Source organism: Streptomyces flaveus (assembly GCF_014647675.1).
Lineage (GTDB): Bacteria > Actinomycetota > Actinomycetes > Streptomycetales > Streptomycetaceae > Streptomyces > Streptomyces flaveus.
This window is the reverse complement of the sequence record NZ_BMPQ01000007.1, coordinates 15,249-31,884: the sequence shown is the minus strand read 5'-3', so window position 1 is coordinate 31,884 and position 16,636 is coordinate 15,249. Positions and strand designations below refer to the sequence as shown.

Below are 16,636 nucleotides of genomic sequence, written 5' to 3'. Positions count from 1 at the left end.
CGGGATGCGTTCGACACGCGGCAGGTTCACCGTGCTGCTGCTCGCGGTCATGGCCCTCGTGGCGGGGACGGTCGCGCCCGCCGAGGCCGGTCAGCAGGACGATCGGCGCGGCTGGACGGGGACGTGGGCCACGGCACCGAGCGAGCACTACGAGGTCTCGGGCATGTCCGAGGTGACGGTGCGGATGCCGGTGCACACCAGCGTCGGCGGCTCATCCGTACGCATCCGTCTGACCAACGCCTACGCCACCGACCCCGTGACGATCGGGCACGCGACCGTGGGCCTGCGCGACGGCGGTTCCGCCGTGGCGCGCCCGTACGACCTGCGGTTCGGTGGGAAGCGTGAGGTGACCGTCCCGGCGGGCGGCGAGGCGGTCAGCGATCCGGTCGGACTCGCCGTGCCGGCCCTGGCCGACCTGGTGGTCAGTCTCCATCTGCCCGGTCAGGTCACGCACATCACCGACCACTGGTGGGCGCAGCAGACCGTCTACTGGACGGATTACGGGGCGGGCGACCACGCCGCCGACACCGCCGGTGACGCCTTCACCTGGACCACCACGAGCTGGCCCTTCCTCAGCGGCGTCGACGTGATCGCGCCGAGAACCGGATCGGTGGTGGCGCTCGGCGACTCGATCACCGACGGGTCCTTCTCGACGCCCGACACCAACCAGCGCTGGCCCGACCTGCTCTCTGCCCGGCTGAACGCGTGCCGGCCCGGCGCCGGAGTGCTCAACGCGGGCATCACCAGCAACCGGATCACCGCCGGGACCGCGACCAACCCTTCGGCCCTGGACCGCCTCGAACGGGATGTGCTCTCCCAGCCGGGGGCCAGGACCCTGATCCTCTTCGAGGGCATCAACGATCTCGGCGGGGCGAGTGCCGAGCAGATCATCGCCGGGATGACGGAGATCTCCGACCGGGCGCACCAGCGCGGGATGCGGGTCGTCGCCGCCACGATCACGCCGTACAAGGACTTCACCTGGGGCGGCTGGACCGAGGAGACGGAGGCCCGGCGAGAGCAGGTCAACGCGTTCGTCCGGGACTCCGGCGGGGTCTTCGACGACTACGCGGACTTCGACAAGGCGGTACGGGACCCGGCGGATCCGCGGCGGCTGGGCGCGGCGTACGACTCCGGTGACCATCTGCATCCCAATGACGCCGGGATGAAGGCCTTCGCCGACTCCATCGACCTCGCCGCGCTCGGGCTCGGCCGCGGCTGTTCCTGAGGAGGACCCGTGTTCGGACATCTACGTGGACACCTGCGTGAACGCCGAAGATTCGCAGCCCTGACCGCGGCCGTGGCGGCCGTCCTGGCGGCCCTGCTCCCGGCGACTCCGGCCGCGGCCGAGACCAAGCAGCCGGAGTGGACAGGGACTTGGGCGACCGCACAGCACGCCTCGTACGACCCGGGCACCTCGGAGGTGACCGTACGGATACCGGTGCGGGTGAGCGCCGGCGGGTCGAGCGTACGCATCCGCCTGACCAATGCCTTCACCACCGAGCCGGTGACGATCGGGCACGCGACCGTGGGGCGCCGGGACGGCGGTTCCGCCGTCGCGAAGCCGTACGAGGTCCGGTTCGGCGGCAAGGACGAGGTGACGATCCCCGCCGGGGAACAGGCGGTGAGCGATGCCGTCCGGGTCCCCGTGCCGGCCCGCAGCGACCTGGTCGTCAGCCTGTACTTCCCCGGCCGGCTGACCCACATCAGCCAGCACTGGATGGGCCTCCAGACCGTCTACTGGACGCCCGACGGCGGCGGCGACCACGCCTCGGACGCCGACGGGGACGCCTTCACCCGGACCGACTCCACCTTCCCGTTCCTGACCGGCGTCGACGTGCGGGGCGGTGACGCGGCGGGCGCCGTGGTGGCGCTCGGCGACTCCATCACCGACGGGGCGTCCTCCACTGCCAACGCCAACCGGCGCTGGCCCGACTATCTGGCGGGGCGGCTGTCGGCGTGTTCGTCCACCGCCGGGGTGCTGAACGAGGGCATCAGCGGCAACCGGATCACGGCCGGTGTCGACGGCAACCCGTCGGCGCTGGACCGGCTGGAACGCGACGTGCTGTCGCAGCCGGGCGCCCGGACGGTGGTCCTGTTCGAGGGTGTCAACGACCTCAGCTGGGGCGGCGCCACCGGCGATCAGGTGATCGACGGCATGAAGGAGATCGCGCGCCGTGTCCACGCCCGCGGGCTGCGTCTGATCGGCGCGACGGTCGTGCCGTATCGCGGCTGGGGCGACTGGTGGACCGAGGCCAAGGAGGCCGACCGGCAGAAGGTCAACGCGTTCGTCCGCGACTCCGGTGGCGTCTTCGACGACTACGCCGACTTCGACAAGGCGGTACGGGACCCGGACGACCCCACCCTCTACGCCGCCGCGTTCGACTCCGGTGACCATCTGCATCCCAACGACACCGGGATGAAGGCGTTCGCCGACGCCGTCGACCTCACCACCCTCGGGGCGGGCCGCGACTGCCCGTCGGTCCACGTCCGGCTCACCCCGTACCGGCCCACCCTGCAAGCCGGGGGCGACGGCACGGAGATCACTTCGACCGTAACCAACACCGGCCCCACAAAGGTCACCCAGGTCAGCACCCGTCTCGATCTCCCCGACGGCTGGTCCGCCGAACCGGCCGACAGCACGCCGACACGCTCCCTCGCCCCGGGCGACAGCGCCACCGTCACCTGGACGGTGACCCCTGCGGCCGACGCGGTCTGGGGCACCCACGAGATCGGCGTTCGCACGTCCTTCATCCAGGACGGCCGCACACGCCACGACTCCGACAGCGTGGACGCCACGGTGGCCCCCGCTCCCTCCGAGGTGCGGACGCCGTACCTGACGACCGTCACCACCCCTGAACAGCCCCAATACGCCCAGAACGGCGACCAGTTCGCCATCTGGGCGGGCGGCCAGGACCTGTCCGGCTGGAAGGACGAGAAGGCGGCGGTCTACCTCGCCGACGCCGTGCCGCCGTCCGGCACGGTGACCGCCCGGGTCGTCGGTCAGACCGGCAGCGGCCCTTCCGCCAAGGCGGGAATCGCGGTCGCCAACGACCTCACCGCGCCGGAGGCGGGCGGCTACGCGGTGCTCACCATGTCCGCGCAGTTCGGCCTGGAGTTCCTGACCGACAGCGACGGCGACGGACGGCTCGACACCTGGGCAGGCGGCGGCAGTTCGTACCACCCGGCCTGGCTGAAGCTCGTCCGCGACGGCTCCGCCTACACCGCGTACGCCAGCCCCGACGGCACCGCCTGGCAGCAGGTCGCCACCGCCACCGTGCCGTCCGCAAGCGGCACCGGCGACGCCGGAATGGTCGCGAGCGCCGTCAACCTCAACTACCCCGGCCAGACCACGACCGCACTCTTCGACTCCTTCTCCACCCACGAGTGAGAGGCACATTCATGGCAGTCGACCGCAGACACTTCATGACCACCGCGGCAGCCCTCGGCGGCGCGGTGCTGCTCGCCCCGCCCGGCACCGCCCAGGCGCTCGCGCAGGGCGCTGTGTCCGGGACCCCGGGCATTCCCGACTACCAACCCACCAAGGCGTCCCTCGACACCCATCCCGTGCCGCGCTGGTACAAGGACGCCAAGTTCGGCATCTTCGTCCACTGGGGCATCTACTCGGTGATCGCCGGCGCGACCCCGAGAAGCGCCTCCGAGTGGTACCTCTGGTACCAGAGCACCAAGGACACCGCCGAGTGGAAGTACCACCGCGACACCTACGGCGAGGACGTCACCTACGACGACCTGATCCCGCAGTTCAAGGCCGAGAAGTACGATCCCGACGCCTGGGTGAAGCTGTTCGAGCAGGCGGGCGCCGAGTATTTCGCGCTGACCAGCAAGCACCACGACGGATTCGCCCTCTACCCGAGCCAGGTGACGGACCGTCACTCCGTGGCGTACGGCCCGAAGCGCGACCTCGTCGGTGAGCTGATGACCGCGGCCCGCAAGCGCGGCACCGTGCGGCCGGGCCTGTACTACTCGCTCGGCGAGTACTTCAACCCGGCGATCGGCCGGCCGATGCGCAACTTCTACACCGACAAGGAAATCCCGATGACCGGCTACAAGCCGGTCAATGACTACATAGGCGACTACGAGCTCAAGCAGCTGTACGAGATCATCGACCGCTACGACCCGGAGCTGCTGTGGGCGGACGGACAGTGGTTCCGGCCCACCGGCGAACCGCCGTGGCGCAGCGAAGAGCCCATGGCCCATTACTACAACCAGGCCAAGAACCGTAAGTACCCCAAGGGTGTCGTGATCAACGACCGGTTCGACACCCACTTCGACTTCGCGACGTACGAGCAGCGCACCAACCCCACGATGGATCCGCAGAAGTGGGAGTGCTGCATGACCATGGGCTACTCCTGGGGCTACAACAAGCACGAGCCGGACGAGGACTACAAGACGTCCGAGTTCCTGATCCAGCTGCTCGCCGACGTGGTCAGCAAGAACGGCAACCTGCTGCTCAACATCGGTCCCAGGCCGGACGGCACGATCCCCGAGATCATGCAGGAGCGGCTGCGGGACATCGGTGCCTGGCTGAAGGTCAACGGCCCGGCGATCTACGGGTCGACGCCCTGGGTGCGGGCGGAGGAGGAGGGCAGCTCGCTCGGCATCCGCTACACCGTCTCCCCGGGCAAGTTCAACATCATCGTGCTGGGCGCGCCCCGCGGCACCCTCTCGGTGCCCGGCGACATCCCCATCAGCGCCACTTCCCGGATCCGGCTGCTCGGCAAGAGCGGCAGTCTGAGATGGACCCGCGGTGACGGAAAGATCAACATCACCGTCCCGTCCTCCCTGCCCAGCGACATCGCCAACGTCTTCACCGTCGACTGGGCCCGGTGACCGGCATGGGAATCCCTGACGGCACCCAGTTCGACACCCTGGGCCCCACCCTCACCGTCACCACGCAGCCGGCCGAGCCGGCCGGCGGTGACACGGTCACCGCCACCGCGGTCCTCACCAACGACTGCCCCTTCCCGCTCCGCAACGCCGTGCTCCACCTGATCGACCCCGGCGCCACCACGGCGGCGAAGACCATCCCGCTCGGCGACCTGCGGCGCGGCGCGAAGACGACCCGGCGCTGGGAGACGGCGATGCCGGCCGACGTGGCCGGGAACGTGTCGTTCACCGCGCACGTGGTCTTCGACGTCGACGGGCACAGCAGCGACTGCGCGCGTTCCGCGAAGACGTTCACGGTGCCCTACGAGCCCAATGAGGTGCGCGACCCGTACCGGACGTTCGCCACCACCGACGACGCCGAGTTCGGCCAGTACGGCAGCCAGTTGGTGATCTGGGCGGGCGGCCGCGACTTCTCCGGCGGCACCGACGAGAAAGGGGGCATCCTCCTTCCCGCCTCCGCCGCCGAGTCGAGCGTGGTGCAGGTCAAGACGGTCAGTCTCACCGGCAGCGACAACCCCACCGCCAAGTACGGCATCGCGGTCGCCAACGACCTCACCGCCCCGGAGAAGGGCGGCTACGCCGTACTCACCATGTCGAAGTCGTTCGGCCTGGAGTTCATGACCGACAGCGACGGCGACGGACGGCTCGACACCTGGGCCGGCGGTGGCGGCTCCACCCACCCCGCCTGGCTGCGCCTGGTCCGCGACGGCACCTCCTGCACCGCGTACTCCAGCACCAACAGCGGCCTTTCCTGGACCGAGGTCGCGAGCGTGACGGTGCCCTCGGCGAGTGGCGCCATGGACGCCGGCGTCGTCGCCAGCGCCGTCAACCTCAACTACCCCGGCACGACCGTCCAGGCGGTCTTCGACCACTTCACGGTGGAGGAAGCATGAGTCCCTACCGCTCCGAGGAGGACTTCCTCACCCCGCCCGTCTCGATCACCCTCGAGCCGCCCGCCCCCGAGCCCGGTCAGGCGGTGACACTGACGGCCGAACTCACCAACACCACGAGGATCACGCTGCGCGGCACCGTGCTGTATCTCTCCGTGGACGGTTCCGGCCAGGCGCCTTTCGTCCTCGGCAAGGTGGCGCCCGGCAAGGTGGTGACCCGTACCTGGAAGACCCGGCTCCCCGACGACGCCGAGGGTGTGGTCCCCTGCATCGCGCACGCGCTCTTCGACGTGCACGAGGACGGATCCGACTGCACCCGCGCGACCTCGTCGCTGAAACTGCCGTACCGGTCGCTGGCCAGCGCCTTCGACAACGCCGGCATCTCCTCCGACGACGCCACCGCCACCGCCGACATCGACGGCTCGCGATCCAGCCTGTCCGCCCAGGCGCTGGCATCGGTCGGACTGACTCCCGGGGCTTCGGTCACCTACGGCGGAACGACCTTCACCTGGCCGGACACGGAGCCCGGGGCCAAGGACAACGTGGTGTCCTCCGGGCAGACCGTACGGCTGTCCGGCACCGGCTCACGGCTGGCCTTCCTCGGCACCTGCACCTGGGGCGACGGCAAGGGGTCCGGGAAGGTCGTGTACGCGGACGGTACGGAGCAGGCCTTCTCCGTCGAGGTCCCCGACTGGTACTGGGCGAACCCCGCGGCCGCGGTGGTACTGCCGTACCGCAACACCCCCTCGGGCCAGGACAGGAACCCGGTCAGCCTCTACACCTTCGGCGTCGAGCTGAAGGACAAGGAACTGCACTCCGTCGTGCTGCCGAAGGTCAGCGACGGCCTGCCGAGCGGTAGTCCCGCTCTGCACATCTTCGCGTTGACCGTCGCCTGATCCGAACCGCGGTACCGCCAGGTCGCACCGCCGCCCGGAAGATCCGAAAAGTTCTGAGAGGACGTTCATGACAGGCAATCAACCCCTCAGCCGCAGACGCCTGCTGACCGGAGCGGCCGCGTTCGGCGGAGTGGTGCTGCTGACCCCGCAGCCGGGTGCCCACGCCGCCCCAGGGGCCGCGGACAAGGACGGCAAGCCGTTCAACACGACCCCCGCATCGGTCGCGCTGCGACGCCTGTTGCCCGACCACCACCGGCAGGTGACGCTGCGCGCGCTGGACGACGGCAGCGCCGACCGGTTCAAGGTCACCGGCCGGGCCGGGGCGATCACCGTGGAGGGCACCAGCCCGGCGGTGCTGCTCACCGGTCTCAACACCTATCTCGCGCGGGTGGCAAAGGCCGACATCTCCTGGAACGGCGAACAGCTGAACCTCCCCAGGCTGCTGCCCGCCCCCGACGGGGAGATCGCCGGATCGGCGAACGTGCCGCACCGGTTCGCCCTCAACGACACCAACGACGGCTACACCGGCCCTTACCGGGACTGGGACGCGTGGGAGCGCGAGCTGGACGTGCTCGCGCTGCACGGCATCAACCGGGTGCTGGTCTACACCGGCGGCGACGCCGTCTACTACGACACCTTCCGGCAGTTCGGCTACTCCGACGCCGAGATGCGGGCGTGGATACCGGCACCGGCCCATCAGCCGTGGTGGCTGCTGCAGAACATGTCGGGGTTCGGCGGTCCGGTGTCCAGGCGGCTCATCGAGAGGCGCGCCGATCTCGCCCGGAAGATCACCGACCGGGTGCGCGAACTGGGCATGACACCGGTGCTGCCCGGTTACTTCGGCACCGTGCCGGACGACTTCGTCGCCAAGCACGGCGGGGACGCGGCCGTGGTCCCCCAGGGCGACTGGGGCGCCTTCAAGCGACCCGACTGGCTCGACCCGCGCACGACGGCCTTCGACGAGGTGTCCGCCGCCTTCTACCGGTCCCAGTCGGAGCGGTTCGGCGACAGCACGATGTACAAGATGGACCTGCTGCACGAGGGCGGCAATCCCGGTGACGTTCCGGTGGACGAAGCCGCGGCAGCCGTCGAAGGGGCGCTCCAGAAGGCTCACCCGGGCGCGATCTGGGCCATCCTGGGCTGGCAGTCCAACCCGTCCAAGGCGCTGCTCGACGGCGTCGACAAGTCCCGGATGCTGATCGTGGACGGTCTGTCGGACCGCTACACCACCGTCACCGACCGGGAGAGCGACTGGGACGGCACCCCGTACGCCTTCGGCAGCATCTGGAACTTCGGCGGCCACACCCCGATGGGCGCCAACGCCCCGGACTGGGTGGAGCAGTACCCCAAGTGGCGTGACAAGGAGGGCAGTTCGCTCGCCGGTATCGCGGCGATGCCGGAGGCCGCCGACAACAACGCACCCGCCCTCGCCCTCCTCACCGACCTGGCCTGGACACCCGGCGTCATCGACCTGGACGACTGGTTCGCCGCCTACGCGCTCTCCCGCTACGGCGGCCCGGACCGGCATGCTGCCGCGGCCTGGCAGACGATCCGCGACACCGCGTACAACATGTCCCGCGCGGACTCCTGGAGCGAGGCGCCCGACGGCCTGTTCGGCGCCCGTCCGAGCCTGACGGCGAACAAGGCCGCCGCCTGGGGCCCGGAGAAGGACCGCTACGACACCACCGCCTTCGACACCGCGCTCACCGAACTCCTTGCCGTGCGCGCGGAGTTGAGGGACAGCTCGGCGTATCGCTACGACGTCGTCGACGTGGCCCGGCAGGTCCTGTCCAACCGCAGCCGTGTCCTGCTGCCGCAGATCAAGGCCGCGTACGAGGCCGGGGAAAGGGCCCTGTTCGGCAAGTTGACCGGGACCTGGCTGCACTGGATGAACCTCCTCGACGACCTGCTGGCGGCCTCCGGCCCGCACCTGCTCGGGCGGTGGCTTGCCGACGCACGCTCCTGGGGCGCCGACCGCACCGAGAAGGACCGCCTGGAATACGACGCCCGCTCCCTCCTCACCACCTGGGGCGGACGTGCCAGCAGCGAAGAGGGCCTGCACGACTACGCGAACCGGGAGTGGGCCGGGCTGGTCGGCGGCCTGTACCGCACCCGCTGGAAGACGTACTTCGACGCGCTCGCCACGGGACTCGCCACGGGAAAGGACCCGGCGACGATCGACTGGTTCGCCCTGGAGGACCGCTGGGCTCACGCGCACGAGACGCACCCGCCCGAGCCCCACGGCTCCCCGTACGCCCTGGCCCGCCGCGTGCGCGACCTGCTCGCCGCCACTCCCCATCAGGCGGCCCTCACCGCGGGGACCGACCGGGGAGCGGTGGCCGAGGACACGCCCGCGACGGTGACGGTCACCTTCACCAACAGGAACGGGTTCGCGGCGGTACGCGGCGTGACCCTCTCCGTCACCGCCCCCGAAGGCATGGCGGTGAAGCCGCTCGATCCGGTGCGCGCGGCGTCGGTGGCGTCCGGCGAGACGTTCGCCGCTCGCTTCGAGGTCTCTCTTGCGGGTGAGCCGACGGAACTGGTCGGCCGGGTCGTCGCGGCGGCGGCGTACGCGGGTGGCGGGAAGGCGGTCGCGCCGGTACGGCTGGTGGCCGCGGCCGGGGTCGGCGACCCGTACCGCACGGTCTCCTACAACGACGCCGTGTTCGGCCAGGCAGGCGACGAGATCGCCGTCGAGGGCGCCGGGGCCGACCTGTGGGGCGCCACCAACGAGTTCGGGGCGGTGTACCGGGCGGGCGCGTACGGCGACGGAACCGTGGCCGAGGTCATGGTCACGTCCCAGGACGCGACCGGGGGCTGGGCACGGGCGGGCCTCGTCGTCCGCAACGACCTGGGCACTCAGGCCGGCGCGGGCTATGTGAACCTGGCGGTCACACCGTCCAACGGCTGCGCGCTGAGCTGGGACGCCGACGGTGACGGCCGTTTCGACTCGATCGCGCTGTCGGGCTCCTTCACCGCGCCGGTGCGGCTGCGGCTGACCAGGTCCGGCGCCTCGTACATCGGGGAAGCCAGCGCGGACGGCGTCACCTGGACGACGGTGGGCACGGCCACGCCGGGAGGCGCGGCGGCCGCACAGGACGTCGGGGTCTTCATGACCGCGGCCAACGGCTGGAACGGCGCACGGGGCATCGCCACGTTCGACGGATTCACGGTGGCGTGATCTCTGTGACCGCGACGGCCGCGGTCAGCACGCCGCGGCGGTAGCCCGGAAGCTCGGCCACAAGACGACGGCCCGGCCTTGTCGGACGACACCGGCACAGCACGACCACGCCTCTGACGACTCCTGCCAAGCGGGGTCTTGCTACCAGTGGTCGCAGGACCCCGTGCCCCGCGCCGGCTCAGAGACTGTGTCCAGACGTTCGTCTGGCGGTATCAGCGACTGCCCGGACTGGCAGCGCTGGACCGCAGAGGCATTACAGGACCTCGACATCACTGTGTTCAACCCACCTCGGGGTCACGTCCGCGGACGTGACCCCGGGACCAGCGGCAGGTCCTCCGTGAAAGCTGTCGTCATGGGACTGGTGGCGAGGCCCCCATGCTCAAGGGTTCCCGCCGCTCCCCTCCGGCAAGGTGCCGGTGCGGGCCACGTCGGCGTACCACCGCGCGCTGGCCTTGGGGATGCGCTTGCCGGTCGGGTAGTCGACGTAGACGGCACCGAAGCGCTTGCTGTAGCCGTAGCCCCACTCGAAGTTGTCCAGCAGAGACCACAGGAAGTAGCCCCGGACGTCGACGCCGGCCACGATCGCCCGGTGCACGGCCGACAGGTGGCCGTGGAGGTAGGCGATGCGTTCGGGGTCGGCCACCTCGCCCTCCGGGTTCACGTAGTCGTCGAACGCGGCCCCGTTCTCGGTGATCACCAGAGGCATCGCGGGGAAGTCCGCCTTGAGTCGCATCAGCAGGTCGTAGAGGCCGCTGGGGTCGACCGCCCAGCCCATCGCGGTGGTACTGCCCGGCGGCCGGTGGAAGGCGACCTTGTCGGCGCCCGGCCAGGGGCTGTGCTCACTCTGCCCGTGGCCGTCGGAGCCGTGGCTGGCATCGCCGGTGGCGGCGGAAACGAGCGTGGGTGTGTAGTAGTTGACGCCCAGGAAGTCCAGCGGCTGGTGGATCGTGGCGGTGTCGCCGTCCCGTACGAAGGACCAGTCGGTCAGGCTCGCCGTGTCCTGGAGGAGGTCCTGGGGGTATTGGCCTTCCAGCACAGGGCCGGTGAAGACGCGGTTGGCCAGTGCGTCGATCCGCCGGGCCGCGTCGAGGTCCTCGGCGGCCTCGGTCAGTGCGCGGACGTGGTGAATGTTGAGTGTGATGGACGCCTGTGCGCGGGCGGGCAGTTCGGCGCGCAGCGCCTGAACGGCCTTGCCGTGGGCGAGGTTCAGGTGGTGCGCCGCGCGCAGGGCCGCGACCGGGTCGGTGCGTCCGGGCGCGTGGACGCCCGAGCCGTATCCGAGGAAGGCGCTGCACCAGGGCTCGTTGAGGGTGATCCAGGTCTTCACCCGGTCCCCCAGCGCACGGGCCGCCAGCGCCGCGTAGTCGGCGAACCGGTCGGCGGTGGCGCGCTCCGGCCAGCCGCCGGCGTCCTCCAGTTCCTGCGGCAGGTCCCAGTGGTACAGCGTGACGACCGGTTCGATGCCCTTTTCCAGCAGTGCGTCGGTGAGGGCGCGGTAGAAGTCGAGTCCCTTTTCGACGGCCGGGCCGCGGCCGGTCGGCTGCACGCGTGGCCACGACAGGGAGAACCGGTAGGCGCTCACTCCGAGGTCGGCCATGATCTCGACGTCCTCGCGCCAGCGGTGGTAGTGGTCGGTGGCGACGTCACCGGTGTCGCCGTTGCGCACCCTGCCGGGCGTGTGCGAGTAGGTGTCCCAGATCGAAGGGGTGCGTCCGTCCGCGGAGGCGGCGCCCTCGATCTGGTACGCGGCGGTCGCCGTGCCCCAGGTGAATCCCTGCGGGAAGCTGATGCGGGTGGTGTTCTCCGGGGCGGGCGCGACACGTCGGGTTGCGGTGGTCACGTGGGTCCTTCCAGGTGTACTGCGGGGCGGCGGGAGAGACGAAGCGGGGTGGCGGGCGTCGAAGGGCCGCGGCAGCGGGGGGGACGGCAGAGTGCTCATCCCTTGACCGCTCCCTGCATGATGCCGCCGACGATCTGCCGGCCGAAGACTATGAACAGGGCGAGCAGGGGAAGCGTGCCGAGCAGAGCGCCCGCCATGATCAGCGACTGGTCGCGCACGTATCCCGCGCTGAGCTGGGTGAGAGCGACGGGGACCGTCGGATTGGTCATGTCGAGCACGATGAACGGCCAGAAGAAGTCGTTCCAGGCGTGCACGAACGTGATCATGAACAGCACGGCCATGGGAGGCCGGGCGATCGGCAGCACGATGCTCCAGAAGATGCGCAGAGAGTGCGCACCATCCACCCGCCCGGCCTCGACGAGTTCGTCGGGCAGTGCCTCGGACAGGTACTGCCGCATGAAGAACACGCCGACGGCACTGACGAGCGTGGGGAAGATGACGGCGGGCAGCTTCTGGCCCCAGCCCAGTTCCGTCATCATCATGAACAGCGGTACGACGCCGAGTTGAGGCGGCACCATCATCGTGCCGATCACGAGCATCAGCAGGATGTTGCGGCCCTTGAAGCGGAGTTTGGCGAACGCGAAGCCGGCGAGGGTGGCGAACAGCACCGTGGACAGGGCGATCACGCCGGCCACGATCAGACTGTTGAGCATGGCTTTGCCCAGCGCAGCGTCCTGCCAGGCCTTGCCGAGGTTCTCCAGCAGGTGGGGTCCCGGCAGGAACGGCGGAGGCGTCTGGGTGACACGCGTGTTGTCGGTCGACGCCGCCACCATCGTCCAGTAGAGCGGGAACAGCGAGAACAGCGCCGCGATCCCCAGCAGGATGTAGGCAACGGGACCCGCATGGTGCTGACGTCCGGCACCCGGATGCCGGAACAGCCCTCGGCGCCGTCCGCCGGACGGGGTGTCCTTCCGGGCCTTCTTCGCGACCCCGGGGCGCGCGTCCGCCGCCTGGACCGGGATGCTGTCTGTGGTCATGGAAATCTCCCGGTCAGGCCTTGCGCGCCAGGACGCGCTTGACGACTCGTTGGACGATGAACACGACGATGAGCAGCAGGAACATCGCCCAGGCGACCGTGGCGGCCCGGCCCATCTGGTAGTTCTTCCAGCCCTCCTCGTACAGCAGCAGACCCAGCGTCTGGTACTGGTTGTCCGCTCCCCCGGTGATGCCGTTCGGGCCCTGGCCGAAGATCAGGGGCTCACCGAAGAGCTGGGTGGCGCCGATCGTGGACAGGACGATGGTGAACACGATGGTGGAGCGGATGCCGGGGACGGTGACCTTCAGGAACTGCTGCCACCGCGAGGCGCCGTCGATGGCCGCGGCTTCGTAGCGGTCGCGCGGGATCGCCTGCATCGCGGCGAGGTAGAGCAGGGCGTTGTAGCCGGTCCAGCGCCAGATGACGATGGAGGAAATCGCCGTCTGCGCGGCCCACTTGTTGTTCTCCCAGTCGATGTTGTCGACACCGAAAAGGCTCAACATCCAGTTGATCATGCCGAAGTCGCGTTCGAAGAGCATCGTGAACACGAGGGCCGCGGCACCCACCGACGTGGCGTACGGCGTCAGGGCGGCGACGCGGAAGAACGTAGAGCCGCGCAGCCGGTAGTTGAGCATGTGCGCAAGGCCGAGCGCCATCAGCAACTGCGGCACGGTCGACAGGACGCCGATGGTGAAGGTGTTGAGCAGCGCGTTCCAGAAGCGCTCGTCGTCCCACAGGGCCGTGTAGTTGTCGAAGCCGACCCACTCCATGAGGTTCAGGGTCGACAGTTCGACGCGGTGCAGCGAGATCCACGAGGTGTAGATGAGCGGGTAGAAGCTGAAGGCGGCGAAGACGACGAAGAACGGGGCGACGAAGGCGTACGGCGCGCCCCGGACGTCGAGGCGGTGCAGCAGCGTACGGCGCCGCTGACCGTCCCCGCCGGTGCCGGTCCCGGCCGGCGGGGCGGTGCCGGGCGCACCGTCTTGGGGTGTCGAGGTGGAGATGGCCACCGGAAGGCGTCCTTCCTGGAGGGTTCAGAAACAGGCTCTGAGGGAGGCGAGCAGGGGCCCGGCGGCCCACACGGGCCGTGCGTGGGGCGCCGGGCGGCTACGGAGACAGGCAATGGGGCCCGAGGTCAGCCGGCAGCCTTCTCGATGCGCTTGTCGCTGGTCTCCCATGCCTCTTTCGGGCTCTTGTTCTGCGCCTCGATCAAGGTCAGACCCTGCGAGAAGATGTCCTTGATGGTGCCGTCCTTGCGGCCGAGCACCTGCTCGTCGGGGATCTCCTGGGCTGCGGCGGCGAAGATCTGCCCGATGGGCGCGCCGCTGAAGTAGTCCGACTTGGCATTGACCACTTCGGGCATCTCCAACGCGGTCTGCGACGAGGGGAGGTTGCCGAGCTTCTTGAAGATGTAGGCCTGCTGCTCAGGGGCGGTGAGCCAGGCGACGAGTTCCTGCGCCTCCTTCTTGACGGGGCTCTTCTCCATCACGCCGAGGAACGCTCCGCCCCAGTTGGCGCCCTTGGGTGCCTTGGCGACGTCCCACTTGCCCTTGTTCTTCGGGCCCGCCTTCTCGCTGATGTGCGCGAGCATCCACGCCGGGCAGACGGTGCTGGCGAAGGTGCTGTTGGCCAGACCGGGGTCCCAACCGGGCTGGAACTGGCGGAGCTTCGCGGTCAGATCGGACGTGGCCGCCTCGGAGGCCAGCTTCCACGCGTCCTTCACGACAGGGTTGGTGGCATAGATCAGCTCGCCCTCCTTGTCGTAGAACTGCTGGGAGTTGCCGTAGATCATGGCGTTGAACAGCCCGCTGGAGCTGTCCATGAAGGCGACCTTGTCGTCCTTCGACTTCTGCTTGAACCGCTTGCCCGCGTCGACGTACTTCGACCAGTCGCCCTCCCACAGCTTGGCGACCTCGTCGCGGTCGGTGGGCAGGCCGGCCTGCTCGAAGAGGTCCTTGCGGTAGCAGACCGCCATCGGGCCGATGTCGGTGCCGAGGCCGATGACCTTCTTGTCCGCGGTGGTGACCTGGCTCTGCTTCCACGGAAGGAAGTGGTCCGTCCCTGCCACGCCGGCCAGATCGACGAACTTGTCCTTCTGGGTGTCGGAGAGTTCCTTGGCCCTACCAATCTCTATGCCCTGGATGTCCTTCAGCCCGCTGCCGGCGGCCAAGTGGGTCTGCAGGGCGGTGTAGTAGGTCTGCTCGTCGCCCGCGACGTCCGCCTTGATGACGACGTTCGGGTTTTCCTTCATGTACTTGTCGAGCAGCCCGGTCTCCTTGAAGCCCATGACGCCGAACAGCCCCATGGTGATGGTGACCTTGCCGTCCTTCTTCCCCCCACCGGTCCCCCCGTCACTGCTGCCCCCGCAGCCCACGACCAGGCCGAGAGCCGACACAGCCGACACGGCGGCCACGACCCTCGTACGCAACTTCCTTCGGAACTTGTACATTTCGCCCTCCTAGCGGCGGCGCTGGCGCACCGGAGTTCGAGCCCCACGGTCCGCTCCGCAGGCACGATTTGTCCGGTGGGTACGTTCCCAAACAGCGATGGGAACGTGCCCACTCGGGAGCCCGCAGCTTCGCCGCCACGAGAGGCGTCTGTCAAGAAGTCAAATCCACTTCGTTGCGAGAAGATGTCCTGCCCCGCGCTCGGACCCTGCGGAGGCTCGGCGCCGGTCTGGCACAATGCGCGCAGGTGAGAGCCGTCCGAACAGCGCAGAAGTGAGGGAGGCGTCATGGGGGGCAGGCAACGCCCGACCATCAAGACCGTGGCCGCGCGCGCCGGTGTCGGACGCACCACGGTTTCACGAGTCATCAACGGCTCCGAACTCGTCAGCGAGAAGGCCAGGGCCGCCGTGCTCGCCGCCATAGCCGAGCTGAACTACGTACCGAACTCGGTTGCCCGGGGGCTGGTGACGAGCAGGACGAACTCCGTGGCCCTGGTGATCCCCGAGTCGGAGAGCAGACTGGGCTCGGAGCCCTACTTCTCGGCGGTCATCCGCGGGGTCAGCACCGCGCTCGCCGAGACCCGGACACAGCTCCAACTGGTGCTCGTACGCGACCAGGCCGAGCGGGACCAGCTCACCGAGTCGGTGGCGGAGCGGCGTGTCGACGGGGTGCTCCTGGTCTCGGTGCACGAACACGACCCGCTGCCGGGCTTGTTGGAAGACATGGGGCTGCCCACGGTGCTCGCCGGGCGCCGCTCCCCCGACGAGTCACTCAGCTACGTGCACTCCGACAACACGGGCGGGGCCGCGACGGCCGTCAGCCACCTCCTCACGCGGGGGCGGCGCGCCGTCGCCACCATCAGCGGCCCGCTCGACATGGACGTGGCGCGCAGCAGGCTCCAGGGCTGGCGCGAGACCCTCGAGAAGGCGGGCCACGAGGCCACGGACCGTCTCGTGGCCTCGGGCGACTTCACCGTGGAGGGCGGCGAGGCGGCGATGCGTTCACTCCTTGAACAAGTCCCCGAGCTCGACGCCGTGTTCGTCGCCTCGGACGTCATGGCCGCGGGGGCACTGGCGGAGCTGCGCAGGCAAGGAAGCCGCGTCCCCGACGACGTGGCCGTGGTCGGATTCGACGACTCCATCATCGCCCGGCACAGCAATCCGCCCCTCACCACCGTGCGTCAGCCCGTCGAGGAGATCGGCAGCATGATCGCCCACATCCTTCTGGAAGAGATCGACAATCCCGAGGAACCGCGTCGGCAGGTCACGCTTCCCACCGAGCTCGTCGTACGCGAATCGTCATGAGCCCATGAGGGGTGCTGGTGGGTCACCCGTCGCCGACAGCCGACACGCCTCCGCGGTGGAGCCGGGCCGGGCGCCATGCCGAAAGCATCGGCTCGGTCGGGTCGGGCGCCCGGAGACAAGCCACCGGCGGGTGGACG

At 69.5% G+C, this 16,636-nt stretch carries 11 protein-coding genes; 7 read left to right on the top strand and 4 right to left on the bottom strand.

Going from position 1 to position 16,636, the window contains the following annotated elements; genetic code table 11:
* Window positions 1–4 precede the first annotated feature (4 nt).
* The 6 genes from IEZ21_RS16280 (at window position 5) to IEZ21_RS16255 (ending at window position 9,872) form a co-directional block, all read left to right on the top strand.
* On the top strand, window positions 5–1,225 hold the full coding sequence (locus IEZ21_RS16280) for an SGNH/GDSL hydrolase family protein (RefSeq protein WP_189322623.1): 1,221 nt from the start codon (window positions 5–7) through the stop codon (window positions 1,223–1,225).
* 9 nt (window positions 1,226–1,234) lie between these two features.
* On the top strand, window positions 1,235–3,388 hold the full coding sequence (locus IEZ21_RS16275) for a GDSL-type esterase/lipase family protein (protein WP_189322622.1): 2,154 nt from the start codon (window positions 1,235–1,237) through the stop codon (window positions 3,386–3,388).
* An 11-nt stretch (window positions 3,389–3,399) separates the two neighbouring features.
* Window positions 3,400–4,848, top strand: a complete 1,449-nt coding sequence (locus IEZ21_RS16270) for an alpha-L-fucosidase (RefSeq protein ID WP_189322621.1) — start codon at window positions 3,400–3,402, stop codon at window positions 4,846–4,848.
* 5 nt (window positions 4,849–4,853) lie between these two features.
* Window positions 4,854–5,798, top strand: a complete 945-nt coding sequence (locus tag IEZ21_RS16265; RefSeq protein ID WP_189322882.1) for a hypothetical protein — start codon at window positions 4,854–4,856, stop codon at window positions 5,796–5,798.
* Window positions 5,795–6,691: a beta-sandwich domain-containing protein gene (locus IEZ21_RS16260; RefSeq protein WP_189322620.1), complete on the top strand. Its 897-nt coding sequence runs from the start codon at window positions 5,795–5,797 to the stop codon at window positions 6,689–6,691. The genes IEZ21_RS16265 and IEZ21_RS16260 overlap by 4 nt, the downstream gene beginning before the upstream one ends.
* A gap of 67 nt (window positions 6,692–6,758) precedes the next feature.
* A complete protein-coding gene (locus IEZ21_RS16255) occupies window positions 6,759–9,872 on the top strand; it encodes an alpha-N-acetylglucosaminidase (RefSeq protein ID WP_189322619.1) in 3,114 nt (1,037 codons plus the stop codon).
* A 379-nt stretch (window positions 9,873–10,251) separates the two neighbouring features.
* On the opposite strand, the gene IEZ21_RS16250 is transcribed toward IEZ21_RS16255, so the two are convergent.
* From IEZ21_RS16250 to IEZ21_RS16235, 4 genes are all read right to left on the bottom strand, one after another.
* Window positions 10,252–11,712 (bottom strand): GH1 family beta-glucosidase, encoded by a 1,461-nt coding sequence (locus IEZ21_RS16250; RefSeq protein ID WP_189322618.1) that lies wholly within the window; start codon window positions 11,710–11,712, stop codon window positions 10,252–10,254.
* Between the two features lie 95 nt (window positions 11,713–11,807).
* Window positions 11,808–12,749, bottom strand: a complete 942-nt coding sequence (locus IEZ21_RS16245) for a carbohydrate ABC transporter permease (protein WP_189322617.1) — start codon at window positions 12,747–12,749, stop codon at window positions 11,808–11,810.
* Window positions 12,750–12,762: 13 nt separating this feature from the next.
* Entirely contained in the window at window positions 12,763–13,752 is a 990-nt protein-coding gene (locus IEZ21_RS16240) for a carbohydrate ABC transporter permease (protein ID WP_373302242.1), read from the bottom strand.
* Between the two features lie 131 nt (window positions 13,753–13,883).
* Entirely contained in the window at window positions 13,884–15,197 is a 1,314-nt protein-coding gene (locus IEZ21_RS16235; protein ID WP_189322615.1) for an extracellular solute-binding protein, read from the bottom strand.
* Between the two features lie 285 nt (window positions 15,198–15,482).
* On the opposite strand from IEZ21_RS16235, the gene IEZ21_RS16230 reads away from it, so the two are divergent.
* Entirely contained in the window at window positions 15,483–16,499 is a 1,017-nt protein-coding gene (locus tag IEZ21_RS16230) for a LacI family DNA-binding transcriptional regulator (protein WP_189322614.1), read from the top strand.
* The last annotated feature ends 137 nt before the right edge of the window (window positions 16,500–16,636 follow it).

Bases quoted from the DNA above. Each gene is read 5' to 3' on its own strand.
- IEZ21_RS16280 (WP_189322623.1), top strand. From the start codon at position 5: ATGCGTTCGACACGCGGCAGGTTCACCGTGCTGCTGCTCGCGGTCATG.
- IEZ21_RS16270 (WP_189322621.1), top strand. From the start codon at position 3,400: ATGGCAGTCGACCGCAGACACTTCATGACCACCGCGGCAGCCCTCGGC.
- IEZ21_RS16265 (WP_189322882.1), top strand. From the start codon at position 4,854: ATGGGAATCCCTGACGGCACCCAGTTCGACACCCTGGGCCCCACCCTC.
- IEZ21_RS16260 (WP_189322620.1), top strand. From the start codon at position 5,795: ATGAGTCCCTACCGCTCCGAGGAGGACTTCCTCACCCCGCCCGTCTCG.
- IEZ21_RS16255 (WP_189322619.1), top strand. From the start codon at position 6,759: ATGACAGGCAATCAACCCCTCAGCCGCAGACGCCTGCTGACCGGAGCG.
- IEZ21_RS16245 (WP_189322617.1), bottom strand. From the start codon at position 12,749: ATGACCACAGACAGCATCCCGGTCCAGGCGGCGGACGCGCGCCCCGGG.
- IEZ21_RS16235 (WP_189322615.1), bottom strand. From the start codon at position 15,197: ATGTACAAGTTCCGAAGGAAGTTGCGTACGAGGGTCGTGGCCGCCGTG.
- IEZ21_RS16230 (WP_189322614.1), top strand. From the start codon at position 15,483: ATGGGGGGCAGGCAACGCCCGACCATCAAGACCGTGGCCGCGCGCGCC.